The organism is Caballeronia sp. dw_276, assembly GCF_018449635.1.
GTDB lineage: Bacteria > Pseudomonadota > Gammaproteobacteria > Burkholderiales > Burkholderiaceae > Caballeronia.
Genome location: NZ_JAAVUV010000016.1, coordinates 31,597 through 45,671, shown reverse-complemented (window position 1 = coordinate 45,671; position 14,075 = coordinate 31,597). Strand labels below are relative to the sequence as shown.

The following is a 14,075-nucleotide window of genomic DNA, read 5'->3' as shown; positions in this document are numbered from 1 at the left end:
GTGCCGGCGTCTTGCGCCTTGCTGGAGATAATCTCAAACCTGCGAGTCCGCTTCACGGCACCACGAAATTCCAATCCTCCGTGTGCCGGCCCAAACAGTAAGTCGCCTATATTCTATTATTTGATCATATCTTACGCGGACTGCAGACTCAGCGCCCAGATTCGAAACAAATTAGCGACGCAATGCTGCAAAACCCCAACATGATAAATCCGACAGAAATGCACTGGAACCGACAAACTTTTGTCTAATCAATGTAAAAGCACAACCGTATTTTTATATAACGTTTTATGCATCTAAAACAGGATAATTGACCACCTCAGGGCGTTCTTGTTTCGTCTCACGGTGTAAACACCATAACGGCGTCCCGGCAGGAAACCTTAACGAAGGATTTCGCCTTTCCGCGCATCGACGTTACTTTCCGGTCAGAGAACTGCGTCGGCATCATCAGGCGTGACCAAAAAGTCGTCGGGTTCTCTGCGCCGGACGACGCCCATCGTGGCACGGCTGCGCTGCGCATCGGGCAGGTCCTGATACCGCAAATACGAGCAGTTTGCATCGGATTTCGCGGCGTACATGGCGGCGTCGGCATTGAGCAAAAGCGCTCCGGCCGAGGCGCCGTCCTCTGGATACTGGCTGATGCCAATGCTCGCCCCCACCGTCATGCGGCGCTCGTTGACAAGCAGCACGTCGTCGAGCGTTTGCTTGATACGCGATGCAATTTCCCGCGCGGGCCCGGCCGAACGCGGGCCGTTGATCAATACCACGAACTCGTCGCCGCCGAGCCGCGCGACCATGTCGGCGCTCGTCAGCAGATCTTGCAGACGGCGCGCGACTTCGACGAGCACATCGTCGCCGGCCGAGTGTCCGAACTGATCGTTGATCTGCTTGAAGCGGTCGAGATCGACGAACAACACGGCAAGCGCCTCCCCGCTCGATTCTGCGCCGCGGATCGCTTCCTCCAGCCGTTCCATGAAGAGCATCCGGTTCGGGAGCCCGGTGAGCACATCATGCCGCGCGAGGTGCGCAAGTTCATGGTGCCTGCTGTGCAGTCCATCGATCTGCGAGCGGATCTCGCGGCGCATGCGGTCGAAGCAGCGCGCCAGCACGCCGATTTCATCGGTGCGCCGGACAGGCAGCGCCTCCATGGTGTGATCGGCGAAAAAGTGCGTCGCGGCGTGCGCGAGCGTTTGCAGCGGCTGGACCAGCGCGCGGGCAAACATGACCGCCAGAATGATCGCGAGCAGGCTCGATATCAGCACCATTCGCACGATACTGTCGCCCAGCATGCTGGCGCCGTTCAAGGCATCGGAAAGCGGGCGGGCCAAACCGAGCACCACAAAACGGTTCCCTTCGGATGCGCCGAACGGCCGGCGTATGAAAGTGAGGATCCGCGACGGCGCTTCATCGGGTTGCGCGAGTCCGTTGAGCATCACGGCGGATCGCCCGTCTTCGAACAGCGGCCGCGTCGCGGGAAAGGTTTCCTGCATGAAGATCCGCCGGCCTTTGTCGAAACCGAATGTCTGCGATACATCCGGATGCACCAGGAAATCGCCCCATTCGTTTGCAAGGTAGACCTCGTAATTGCCGGGCAGGTCGACCTGCAAGCGTTCGAGCAGGCGGGCAAGATCGACATCGATCACAACCACGCCGACTACCACGCCCCGTTCATCCACGACCGGCGTTCCCAGGCGCAGCGTCGGGCGCCCTTGGGCGGAGTGCGCGCCCTGCTCGTGATTGACCGTGATAGGCGATACATAAATATGGCCGCGCCCGAGCGCCAGCGTCTCGAACACATACGCGAACTGGCCTTTCTCCTGCAGCCCGCCCTCCTCGACCCGCACCGCCTGGCTCGCATCGCGGTCAAAGCGGATCAGTTCGAGCCCGTGGTGTTCGCGCGTGATCAGCCGTACCTGCAGGTATTCCCGGTGATGCGTCATGAAACTGAAAAAGACCTGGGCCAGCCTTTCGCGTGCGGCATTCTTGCCGGCACCGTCATCGGCTTGGGCGATCGCCGCCGATGACGGCAGCGAAGCGAGCACCTGAGCATCGGCGGCAATGTCCTCGATGGCAACCGACGAGCGCTGCGCGAGCAGTTCCGTCGATGTCATCAGGCTGCGCTCGGCTTCCTTCACAAGCAACGTACGATTCGCACGATATGCGTAATACCCGGTCGCGCCCGACGCAAGCACGCCGATGCATGCCAGCAAGACCGACAACTTGAATGTCAGTCCGGGACGCAGCATCAAAAACGCTCCGGCCGGTCGCCCGAGACGATCCGGCTCCACAACGCTTCGCGCCGCCGGCTGTCTTCCACCGGTTTGATCCACACGATATGCGCGTGCTCGCTGCTGTCCGGCTCAGCGTCCAGGGTGTTGGCAAGGCCTTGGCGCTGCGTCAGTTGTTCGCTCACACGCGGCTCCAGCATGTAGTTGATCCACGCGAGCGCAAGCGGCCGATTGCCTGCGGATTTCGTCATGGCCCAGCAATCCAGCCAGGCGAGCGCGCCTTCGTCGGGGATCACGTAACCCACGTCCGCACCCGCGCGGCGCAACAACGCGACCTGTTGCGTACCATAGTTGCCGAGCATCAATGCCGCTTTATGTTCGATAAAAAACGCAGCCGCCTCTTCCGGCAACGTGTAATACGTGAGCAGGTTGCGGCGCAAATCGATCAACCGGCGCGTGATGGCCCGCAATTGCAATGCACTGAGCTGGAAGGGATCGGCATAACCCAGCGCCAGTGCCGTGAAAGAATAATTGTGCTGGCCGCTGTTGAAATCGAGAACCTTGCCGCGATAACGCGGATTCCAAAGCTCATTCATGGAGCGCGGCGCGACGGCGATCTGCTTGCGGTCGTAGATCAGTCCCATCGATGAATACGTGAACGGGATCGCGTACACATTGCCATCACGTATCAAGCCGCCGATGGACTGTAGATCGCGAAAGCGCGGCAACTGCCGCGTCGTGTTGGGAATGCTTGCGAGATCGAGCGGCGCGAGGAGATTTTCGCGCGAGTAGCGCTCGATCTCCGCGGTGTTGGCGGCGAAGACATCGAATGCAGGCGCCGCTCCCGCGCGTATTCTGTCGTGCAGCGACTCGTCCGAATCGATTAGCGTGACTTCGACCCGGGCGTTGTAACGCGACTCGAAGTCCTTGACGATGTCGCTGTCCGCATAGCCGGGCCACGCCAGTACCCGCAGGACTTTTTCGGAAGCCATTGCCGGTTGCGTCAACATCGAGCAGACGCTCAATATTAACGCGCACGCCATGCGCCGGAAGATCGCAGAGGTCCCGGAAGTCGCGTCGACGCACACGAGCGGCAGTTGCCGGACGGATCCCTGGGCCCCACGCATTGAACTGTCCTTGTTTATTTGACGTGCGCAAACCTTAAGACTGATCGCTTTATCAAGGCTCGGCCCATACCGGGTTATCGGCAGGCTGCTTCGAAGCTTTAAGCTTGGGCCGGAACGCACGCGGATGCGATCAATTCATACCCGGGCTTCCCGAAGCGCGGGGCCGCCGAAAACGCGACGCGCAACATATACTCTCTGATGGCTCATTTTGGAAGTGATCATTAAGCCGGTCTAAAACCTTACTCAAAATTTCAGCGGTATCGCTGCGCAGGGCTTCCCTACAACAAGTAATTGAATGCACGTTTTATCGTTTGCGCAGCGTTTGCAGGTCGAAAAAACCGGGCTATGGAGAATGCGATCGGCCCTCGCCTATAATGCCGGCTCTGATTTGAATTCACGGTGGAGAGCCTTACCTAATGAGTCAAGCGCATGGCCGAAACTCGGGATCTCGAGAAAACGGTCCACGTCAACCGCGCCGCCCTTCGAAAACGACGTCCCGCCGCGATAACAAACCGTTCGCGAAAGCTCAACCTGCCCGCGATCCCGCAAACGCGCAAGCCACCGCATCCATCTTCAAGACGCGTTCATTCAAGTTGCTGGTCGATGCCGTCGGCGCCGAGAATATCGCGTTGGGTCTCGACTCGAATCTCACGCGCGTGACTGAGTTGATCAATGGCCTCAGGTTCACGCCCGAGACCGCTTTTCATATTGAAACGACGCTTGGTTTGCCCGACGGATTTTTCGACCAGCCGAATCCGGTGCTTAGTCCGGAGATGGTCACGCGCTTGAAGTCGCCGCTGGATTTCATGCAGGCAAACGCGGAAAACACACCGGGCGAGCATTTGCCCAAGGAAGCGGAAATGCGGAAGAAGAACAATGTTCAAGCGCAGGCCGGCAAGCTTGCTGAGAAACCCGCAATAAAACCATCGCCGAAGAAACCGCAAGCACCTTCGAAGCCGGGCCTTCAGCAATCGCTGCCGCTGACCGACGACGCCTCGGTCGAAAAAATCCGCCGCGCCAATCTTCACGTGCTGACATCGCGCAATGGATCAAAAGCGCGGCTGAGCGCGCTGATGGAGTTGAGCGGATCGAACATGGCGCATCGGCTGCACGGCCAGAAACGCCTGGACGACGCCGAGGCGAACCGCTTCACCGAACGCCTCGGCCTGCCCGTCGGCTGGCTCGATAGCGCCCGCACGGCAGCGGATATTCCCGCTTCGGTGACGGCGTTGCTGCTGCCATCACGCCGCGCGGCTGGTGTTCAGGACGACGCGAAGGCGCGCGTGCAGCCTGTAATACCCGAGGCCGCAGACGAAGCACCGGCGCAAGCCCAGTTGAGCATGGACGCTCCCATGCAGCCGGTATCGACCGCCACGCGGCTCGATCATCTGGAGGGCATTCAGCCAATCGCCGAAGCGTTGCTCAAGACGCTTGCGGGCAAGGCACGGGCGGGTCTTCTGGATGAAGCCAAGGCGCTGGAAATGCTGCAACAGGCCGTGCTTCTCTAAGCTTCCGATCTGCCCAGGGTCGCGACGGCACGGCGCGCAATGCGCTGTGCCGGCCGTCCTTTCTCATCTCTTAAGCATAAAAACCCTAAAGTAATTGTGGGTACATGCCGTTACCTACGGGTAGCGCAAATACAGAGAACTGCGCGTACGTTCCAGCAGAGAGAAAGGACACTGAATGCGAAACAACCAGCCTGTCACGCAACACGAATACGAATTTTCATCGAGCGAAATGCTGGTCTCCGCGACCGACCTCTCCGGCAACATCAAGTACTGCAATCCGGCTTTTATCGATGTGTCCGGGTATTCGCGCGATGAACTCATCGGCCAGCCGCACAATCTGATTCGCCATCCCGACATGCCACGCGACGCGTTCGCCGATATGTGGACCACCATCCGCAGCGGCCGGCCGTGGACGGCGCTTGTCAAGAACCGCCGCAAGAACGGCGACTTTTACTGGGTTCGCGCGAACGTGACCCCGGTGATCGAACATGGCAAGGCGGTAGGTTTTCTGAGCGTGCGCGTGAAACCCGGCCGCAATGAAGTCGCGAGCGCCGAAGCGCTGTATGCGCGCATGCGTGCCGGCGCGATGGGCTCGCTGCGTCTCGAACACGGAGTGCTCGTGCGCAGCGGGATCGCAGGCAGAATCGGCGCGATGATGCGCATGCCGGTGACAACGCGCGTGGCGCTCGGTTATGCCAGTACACCCCTCGCGTTGCTCGCGACCGGGCTGATTGCTTACAAGGGCGCGCCGCCATTGCCGTTGTGGATTGCGTTTGGCGTAAGCGCGCTCGTTGGCGCGTTCGGCTGGGCAAGCGTGGCGCGCCAGATCGGCACACGCGTGGGCGCCATGTCCGGTTATGCAACACGCATGGCGGCGGGCGATTTGACGGTATCGATGGAAGCCGGCAAGCGCGACGATCTCGGCGAAGTCCAGCACGCGCTCAATCAACTGAAGGCGAACCTCTCGGCCATCGTGCTCGATGTGCGCGGACAGATCGGCGGCATGATGGACGCCGCGCGCGAGATCTCGAGCGGCAATATGGACTTGTCGAGACGCACCGAGTTGCAGGCGGCATCGCTGGAACAAACGGCCGCGACCATGGACCAGTTGACCAGCACCGTGACCGGTAATGCCGATGCCAGCGTGCGCGCGCTCGAACTCGTGAAAGAAGCGCAAACGGCGGCAAGCGATGGCGGCAAGATCGCTGTGCGCGTCGAGGAAACCATGGCCGGGATCAACACGGCGTCGCAGCGCATTGCGGACATCACGGGCGTGATCGATGGCATCGCATTCCAGACCAATATTCTCGCTTTGAACGCGGCGGTCGAAGCGGCGCGCGCGGGCGAGGCCGGCCGCTCGTTTGCGGTCGTCGCGACCGAGGTGCGCAACCTGGCGCAGCGATGCGCGGCGTCGGCGAGGGAGATCAAGGTGGTGGTCGAGACGAGCGTCGCGCAGATCGCCGAAGGTACGGATCTCGTGTCGCGCACGACCAGCCAGATGCGGGCAATCGATGCGGCCGTGCATCGGGTATCGGCGATCATTTCGGAAGTGGCGAACGCAAGCAGCGAGCAGGCCGAGGGCATCCGCCAGGTGAATCAGGCCGTCGCGCATCTGGATGGATCGACTCAGGAAAACGCGGCCTTGGTGGAGCAGGCGGCGGCGACCGCGCTGCGGCTCGCCGAGCGCGCGGATGTGCTCGATGAGGCAGTGAGGTTGTTTACCGTGGAGGGGGCAGCGAAGGTAGCGGTGTAAAACGCGATCCGAAGGCTTGAGTCAACTTTCTGCGCAGCGGGTGGTATCCGCCGCTGCGCCAGCTCCAGGCACGCCGGACCAAAACATTTACGGGTTGGCCATTTGGCTGACTCGTTTCTGCAGCGCAATTTCCATATTCTCGATAACCCGTCGACGAGCCGGTACCTGGTAAGTCGCGGAATCCGACGACCGTCTACCTCAAGTAAAGGCGGGAGACGCGATGTGATGTTCAAGCCCGAGAAAGGCAAAAGGCCGCACATGGCGGCCTTTTGTTTCTTTGGCGACTTGGGATCCTGAGGTCTGTCGGAGAACCGAGAGCGCAACAAGACTTGTTCCCAGCGCGTACGTGAGGAATATACCGCGATGAGCAGTTTGAAGCAAATCCATATAGTGAATGCACTGAAAGCGTTGTCGCGTGCACGCCTTAAAAACTACCGCACATTCTTCGCCGCCGTCGACGATCGGGCCGCGTATGGGCTGTATTGCTGGAACGATGCAATCTCGGCTGCATTGTCGAGAGCACTTGGATTTACTGAGATCGCGCTTCGAAATCAGTTCCATACCGCGTTGAGCGCACGATATGGCGTTGGCACATCCATGTCGCGCGACTGGTACGCGCATCTGTGTCTCAATCCTAAATCGACCGGCCTGATTCAAAAGATTACGCATGAACGACGGCGTGCAAGTGGCGCCTATCAACTGGTGCCGCGTTTGCCCGCGCCGTCGCCGGACGACGTGGTATCGAAGTTGAGTTTTGGCTTCTGGCCACACGTTCTTGACATCAGCTTTGACAATGCAAATCGTCCGCTCGAATGGGCTGCGATGCTCGTGGAAATCATGCCCGGGCACAGACACAACTCTATTGCCTTCTGGAATCGGCTGAAAAACCGCGACGTCCTGTTTTCGCGAATCGATTTTTGCAAAGACCTGAGAAACCGGATCGCGCATCTGGAACCAGTCTGGAAAGCGGGACCATTGATGACGGAAGGCCGCGCGCGGGCTGAGCGGAATATCCGGCTGGAGCGCTTCGCCCCATCGACCCCGGCGGAGGCATTGGCGCGCCTTCAAATCGCTTATGACCGTGTGCTTGAGTTGTTGAAATGGCTCTCGCCCGATCTTCACGAAGTTTATATGGACGGCGAGACTCATCATTGTTTCGAGTCGCTTAACCGGCTTGCCGCGCTCGACGCATACAAACGGCACGGCGGACATCGACGAATGGCATCCGTGAATCTGAATGCGTATCGATCGTTGCGACGTTTGAAGAAGGAACTTAGAGGCATCGGCCGCCACCACGGCGCAGCAGAAGTCCGCAATGACGGACGTCCACTCGCCCGGTGGATTCCAGTGGTCTAGCAACCCCTACAAAACCTTCCCCGGATTAAGCAGCCCGTCCGGGTCCAGCGCGGCCTTGATTGCGCGCATCGACTCGATGTCGTTCTCCGAGCGCGAGAAGTGCAGGAAGTGTTTCTTCTTCGTGCCGATCCCGTGTTCCGCCGATATCGACCCGTGGAAATCGCGCGTGACGTCATAGATGATATCGTCGATTTCATCGTGGTCGTGCTTGCCCATGCCCGGCACGTCGACCACCACGTGAATATTGCCGTCGCCGAGATGGCCGTAGATCATCACGGTCGCGTCCGGCCAGCGTTCGCGCAAACGCACGTCGCAGCGCTGCGCCGCCTCGCCCACTTGCGCGATCGAAAAGCTGACATCGTAGGCAGCGTGGTTCGGAATGAAGCGCTGATACTCGCCGGGTGCGTCGCGGATCGCCCAGAACGCAAGCGCTTGCGAATCCGACGACGCCAGCGCTGCGTCGCTCACGACACCCTCTTCCAGCATCTCGCCCAGGAACTCTTCGAACGCATCGGCGTGACGCACCGGATCGGTTCCGACGCTCTCCAGCAAGACATAAAACGGATGCGCTTCATCGAGCGGCGCGCGCAGCGTGTCGAGGTTGGCGAGCACAGCGTCGTAGTACCCTTTCCACATGACCTCGAACGCCGATACCCCGGGCGCCAGCCGCGATTGTGCGCGCGAAAGCAACGTGGTCACGGCATCGTAGGAAGGCAATCCACACCACGCAGTGGCAGTTGCGGTGGGCTTCGGACGCAACCTCAAGACAGCGCGCGTAATGATGGCAAGCGTGCCTTCACTGCCAATCAACAGATGCCGCAAGTCGTAGCCGCTGTTGTCCTTGATCATCTTGTTGAGGCCGCCGATCACCTTGCCGCTTGCGAGCACCGCTTCAAGACCTAAAACCTGGTCGCGCATCATGCCGTACTTGATCACGCGGTTTCCGCCGGCGTTGGTCGCCAGATTCCCGCCGATAGAACAACTTCCCCTTGCGCCCAGATCCAGCGGAAAGTAGAAACCCGCCGCCGTCGCGGCTTCCTGCACGACCTGCAGCGGCGTGCCGGCTTCGACGGTCATCGTGCTGGAAACCGGATCGATCTCGATGATCTTGTTCATGCGGTCGAGGCTGATTGCGACCTCTTGACCGTGCACGTTCGCGCCGCCAACTAGTCCGGTCAGTCCGCCTTGCGTCACTACCGGTTGCCCGTGCGCCGAGCAGATACGCAAGGCGTCCGCAAGCTCGGCGGTATCGCGCGGACGGACTATCGCAAGCGGCACGCCGCCGGCCAACCCACTCCAGTCCACCACGCGCCGATCCCCGAACTCTTCCGGCAACGACACGACTTGCGAACCCAAAGCCTCGCGCAGCGCGTGAACCGCTTCCTGTGCCGCCATTTTTTTGTCTCCAATAATCCTGATTCTTCGCCTACCAGATCGTATATCCGCCATCCATGACCAGATCGGATCCCGTCATGAAAGCACTCGCATTCGACGCCAGAAAGATCACGCCCGGCGCAATCTCTTCGGGCTTCGCAAGCCGCGCAAGCGGCGTGCCATCGATCCACGCATCGCGCCACGCTTCGTTTTCGAATCCGCGCTTGGTCAACTCCGTCGCCACATAGCCGGGCGAAATGGAATTGACGCGCACGCCAAACGGCGCCCATTCGGCAGCAAGTGAACGCGTAAGATGGATCACGCCAGCCTTCGATGCGTTATACGACGCCTGCGGTTGCGGCTTGTTCGCGATCGACCCGCTCATGCTCGCAATGTTCACGATACTCCCAGCGCCCTTTTCCGTCATGAACCGCGCGGCGCTGCGGCAACAATAGAATACGCCGTCCAGGTTGACCGCCATAACCGTGCGCCACGCGTGGTCATCGGTATCGAGCGCAGCCGTGTTACGTACGATGCCCGCATTGTTCACGAGCACATCGAGCGCGCCGTACTGCGCGACGACCTTGTTGAACGCGTCGTCGACGGAAGCCGAGTTCGTCACGTCCATCTGCACGAACAGGCCGCCGACTTTATCTGCCGATGCCTGTCCGCGCTGCGCGTCCAGATCCGCGATCACGAGTTGCGCGCCGGCATCGCGCAGACCATTGGCGATCGCAAAACCGATGCCTTGCGCACCGCCTGTCACCACGCAGACCTTGCCGTCGAGCTTGAAAGCGTCGAGCGTGTTTCCATTGGCCGCTGTCATGATCACGACCGGATTACGACGATGTCGGCGCTGCCATCCGCATGGCCGACGATCATCTCGCTTGCAATGCCCACGAACAAGCCGTTTTCCACCACGCCGGGAATCGCGTTGAAACGCGGGGCGAGCGAGAGCGGATCGGCGATGGCTTCGAGGTGGCAATCGAGGATGAAATTGCCGCTGTCGGTCAGCAAACGTTCACCATTTTTCATGCGCGTGGTGATGCGCACGCTTTTATCGAAACCGGCGTTGACGAACAATTCGCGCAGCAGCCGTTCCGTGCTTTGCCATCCGAATGGAATCACTTCAACGGGCAACGGGAAGCGGCCGAGACGCTCGAATACTTTTTTATCGTCGACAACGGCGACCATTTTCTTAGATGCAGCGGCCACGATCTTTTCCCACAGCAGACACGCTCCGCCGCCTTTGATCATGCTGCCTTGATGATCGATTTCATCGGCGCCGTCGATGGTGACATCGAGCTGATCGATCGTGCCGAGATCGGTCAAAGGTACGCCAAGTTCGAGCGCCAGTTCGCGCGTTGCGTTGGACGTAGGTACGCCCACGACCTCGAAGCCCTTTTCAACACGCGCCGCCAGCGCCCGCACGAACCAGTGCGATGTCGTGCCCGAGCCGAGCCCGACCTTCATGCCCGGACGCAGATAATGATCAATTGCCTTGATGCCCGAAGCCAGTTTCGCTTCGTCCTGTGCCGATGCCGGTTTCATCGTGGCGTAACCCGGTTCGATATGCGTGCCCATGTATGTCTCCTTTCAATCAATCCATGAATTTGTCGGTGAACCACGGGTCGAGTGCCGCGAGGTTATCGGGGAGTTTGCGGCCTTGCCGAAGCCCGAGCATTGCTACGAGCATATTGACCACCAGCAGATGGTTGATGCGCGCGGTGAGCGGCGTGTAAAGCTCGGTGTTCTCGTAAGCCGGCACGCCGATGGCGAGGTCACACGTTTGCGCGAGACGCGATCCCGGCGCGCAAATGGCGATGGTCACCGCACCATTGCGCCGCGCCATGCCCGCGGCCATCACGAGCGCCTTGGTCGAACCGGAATGCGAGAAGAACACGGCGACTTCATCGTCGCGCAAGGTCGGCGCAAGTAACAATTGCTTCTGCGAATCAAGGACGACACGGCAATGCAGCCCTAAGCGGAAGAATTTATGTTCGGCATCGAATGCGATGGTCTCCGAGATGCCGAGACCGAAGAGGAAGATCCCCTTTGCATCGATAAGACGGCTCGCCGCCTCATCAATGGCTGCCGCCTGAACATCCGAATTAAAGCGCTGAATTGCGTGCAATGAGTTCGTGATGATCTTGCCGCAAACGCTTTCAGGCGTGTCGGCATCGGTGATCGATTCATATTCGAACGGCGCTTGCGGAATCAGGCCTTGGCCGAGTTGCACCTTGAAGTCCTGATAATCGGCGCAATCAAGCCGGCGGAAGAAACGCACGACCGTCGGATCGCTCGTTTGCGCGGCTAGCGACAACTCCGCCATGCTCATCTTGAGCACAGCTTCAGGTGAGTTCAGCAAGACGTCGGCTATGCGCGAACTCGCGCCCGTCAGCTCGGGACGTTCGAGCGCAATCCGGCGCAAGAGGTCATTTCTCATTGGGCTCCCGAAGAATCGCGTCGGCGGGCGCGGCACTGATGGCAAGCAGATCGACAAAAGCCGCAAGCCTTGATGAAGAAGGCACGTCCACCGCCGGCCCCGTTCCCCAATTGACGATGAAACACCGCACGTTGGCATCGCGCGCGCATTGCGCATCGATGCTCGTATCGCCGATGTAAAGCGCCTGATCCGGCCTCACGTTCATGCGTTCCAATGTGACCAGCAAATGCCGCGGATGAGGCTTGCGTTCGGGCAAGGTATCGCCGCCGACTATCGACGTGAAGTACCGTTCCAGATCGAAATGATTCAGCACGGCTTCGGCCAGGAATTGCGCCTTGTTCGTGCACACGCCAAGCGCAATACCCGCAGCTTGTAGCGCCGGAATGGCATGCAGCGCGTCCTGGTACACCGTCGAATGTTCGACCGGATGCTGCTTGTAAAGCGTGAGATAAGTTTCGACATCAGCGGCGACACGCGCTTGATCGAGCGTGAGTCCAAGCCCTTTATAAAGCTTGTCGATCAGGCCATACGATCCTTCGCCAATGAACTGTTCGACGAAGCGGACCTCTTGCGGCGGCAGGCCGCGCGTCGCGAGCATGCGATTGACGGCGCTCGTGATGTCCGGTGCGGTATCGACTAGCGTGCCGTCGAGATCGAAGACGATGCCGGCGACCCGCGTGCCGGCAGAAAGGGCGGCGTCAGTTGTTGTCATGTTGCCTCGATCGAAGAAGTCGGTTGCAAGGGGACATTTGTATTCGTTTGAGCGGTCTCCGCCGCGATCTGCGCAACGACGGGTTGCAGGGCGTCGTAGAGGCCGCGGAACGTGTTGAAGCGCGCCGCATAGAGCGAATCGAGCGCGCGATCGGGCGCGGTGCGGCTCGTCACTTCGAGCGTGGCGACGGCTTCATCGAGAGTCGACCACCAGCCGCTGCCCACGCCCGCCGCAAGCACCGCACCATACGCGCCGCCCTCGGCTGCGCCCGTGACGGTCGTGACTTCGCGCTGCAGCACGTCGGCGAGAAGTTGCGACCAGAACGGCTCGCTCATCGCGCCGCCGGATGCGCGGATCTCATCGCAAGCCAGTCCCGACGATACACACAGCGCCGCGATTGTACGGATATTCAGCAGTACGCCTTCCATGACGCTGCGCACGAGATGCGGGGCGCCGTGCATGGATGTCAGGCCGATCCACGCGGCGCGACCGTCGGCGGCAACGTGCGGGCAGCGCTCGCCCAGCAGGTAAGGCAGGAATAAAAGGCCACCGGAACCGGCGGGCGCTTCGCGCGCCATCGATATCATGCGTTCGAAGCTCAGCGTGGCCGTTGCCGGCGATACGCCTGCCAAAGCCTGTTTCAACCACTCGAATGCGCCGCCTGCGGTGAGCGTCACGCCCATCACATGCCAGCGTCCGGGTGCGTTGCCGCACGAGATCTGCAACTGACCGGTCGGGACCGGACACGAACGCATCCCGCCCGCAACGATCCCCGCCGTTCCAAGCGTCACACCGAGCGGTCCGCTGTCGATTACTCCCATCGATGTAGTCTGGATCACCGAATCGCCACCGCCACCAAAAACCGGCGTGGCGGGCTGCAAGCCCCATCGCGTGGCGAGTTCAGGCAACAGAACGCCCGCCCTGTCCGATGACTCCACGACCCCGGGCAAGATGCTTTCCGGCAGGTCAAGCAAACGCATCAGCGGTTTCGACCACCGGCGGTTGCGGACATCGAAAAGTCCCGTGCCCGATGCATCCGATACATCCGTCACGTGCTCGCCCGTCAGCCGCAGGCGCAAGTAATCCTTCGGGTTGAGCATGCGATGCAAGCGCGCGAACAGCTCGGGTTCGTGCTCGCGCATCCACAGCAGCTTGCCCGCCGTGAAACCCGGCAGCATGCGATTCTGTACAAGTTCGAGCAAGCCCTGCAAACCGCCTGCCTTCGCGGTGATTTCATCGCAATAGGGCGCTGCGCGCTGGTCGCACCAGAGGATCGCGGGACGCAGGACGTTGTCGTTTTTATCGAGCGCGATCAGACCGTGCATCTGACCGCTCAGGCCAATACCCTGCACCGCGCGCCGGTCGGGCAAACGTGCAAGCACGTCTGTCACGGCCTTGTCCGCCGCACGCCACCAGTACTCGGGGTCCTGCTCGGCCCAGCCTGGACGCAAGCTCATGACCGGATAATCGCCCGTGGCTTTCGCGGCCACCTGGCCGCGGCTGTCGACGGCAATCACCTTGCAAGCGGAGGTGCCAATATCGATGCCGAGAAGATAACGTTCCATCGACGTCCC

At 60.4% G+C, this 14,075-nt stretch carries 11 protein-coding genes; 3 read left to right on the top strand and 8 right to left on the bottom strand.

The features are described 5' to 3' along the window. Positions 1–422: 422 nt before the first annotated feature. Together HB633_RS27260 and HB633_RS27255 are read right to left on the bottom strand one after the other, a co-directional pair. Positions 423–2,243, bottom strand: coding sequence for a diguanylate cyclase (locus HB633_RS27260; protein ID WP_213781279.1), 1,821 nt, complete (start codon positions 2,241–2,243; stop codon positions 423–425). Beyond that, the gene (locus HB633_RS27255) at positions 2,243–3,268 is read right to left on the bottom strand and encodes an extracellular solute-binding protein (protein WP_255581217.1); all 1,026 of its coding nucleotides are present in this window, start codon (positions 3,266–3,268) and stop codon (positions 2,243–2,245) included. The genes HB633_RS27260 and HB633_RS27255 overlap by 1 nt, the downstream gene beginning before the upstream one ends. Positions 3,269–3,768: 500 nt before the next feature. On the opposite strand from HB633_RS27255, the gene HB633_RS27250 reads away from it, so the two are divergent. The 3 genes from HB633_RS27250 (at position 3,769) to HB633_RS27240 (ending at position 7,969) form a co-directional block, all read left to right on the top strand. After that, a complete protein-coding gene (locus HB633_RS27250) occupies positions 3,769–4,860 on the top strand; it encodes a hypothetical protein (protein WP_213781277.1) in 1,092 nt (363 codons plus the stop codon). Positions 4,861–5,035: 175 nt separating this feature from the next. Next, positions 5,036–6,613 (top strand): PAS domain-containing methyl-accepting chemotaxis protein, encoded by a 1,578-nt coding sequence (locus HB633_RS27245; protein ID WP_213781276.1) that lies wholly within the window; start codon positions 5,036–5,038, stop codon positions 6,611–6,613. 363 nt (positions 6,614–6,976) lie between these two features. Beyond that, positions 6,977–7,969: an Abi family protein gene (locus HB633_RS27240; RefSeq protein ID WP_213781275.1), complete on the top strand. Its 993-nt coding sequence runs from the start codon at positions 6,977–6,979 to the stop codon at positions 7,967–7,969. Positions 7,970–7,975: 6 nt separating this feature from the next. Here the strand turns inward: HB633_RS27240 and HB633_RS27235 are convergent, their stop codons facing one another. The 6 genes from HB633_RS27235 to xylB are packed head-to-tail and all read right to left on the bottom strand — an operon-like array spanning position 7,976 to position 14,066. Beyond that, positions 7,976–9,364, bottom strand: a complete 1,389-nt coding sequence (locus HB633_RS27235) for an FAD-binding oxidoreductase (protein ID WP_213781274.1) — start codon at positions 9,362–9,364, stop codon at positions 7,976–7,978. Between the two features lie 31 nt (positions 9,365–9,395). After that, entirely contained in the window at positions 9,396–10,169 is a 774-nt protein-coding gene (locus HB633_RS27230; RefSeq protein ID WP_213781273.1) for an SDR family oxidoreductase, read from the bottom strand. Between the two features lie 2 nt (positions 10,170–10,171). Continuing rightward, the gene (gene rpiA / locus HB633_RS27225) at positions 10,172–10,927 is read right to left on the bottom strand and encodes a ribose-5-phosphate isomerase RpiA (RefSeq protein ID WP_255581201.1); all 756 of its coding nucleotides are present in this window, start codon (positions 10,925–10,927) and stop codon (positions 10,172–10,174) included. A gap of 16 nt (positions 10,928–10,943) precedes the next feature. Further along, positions 10,944–11,789 (bottom strand): SIS domain-containing protein, encoded by an 846-nt coding sequence (locus tag HB633_RS27220; RefSeq protein WP_213781272.1) that lies wholly within the window; start codon positions 11,787–11,789, stop codon positions 10,944–10,946. After that, a complete protein-coding gene (locus tag HB633_RS27215; protein WP_213781271.1) occupies positions 11,779–12,501 on the bottom strand; it encodes an HAD-IA family hydrolase in 723 nt (240 codons plus the stop codon). Before HB633_RS27215 ends, HB633_RS27220 begins: the two co-directional genes overlap by 11 nt. Beyond that, positions 12,498–14,066, bottom strand: a complete 1,569-nt coding sequence (xylB, locus tag HB633_RS27210; RefSeq protein ID WP_213781270.1) for a xylulokinase — start codon at positions 14,064–14,066, stop codon at positions 12,498–12,500. The genes HB633_RS27215 and xylB overlap by 4 nt, the downstream gene beginning before the upstream one ends. Positions 14,067–14,075 lie beyond the last annotated feature (9 nt).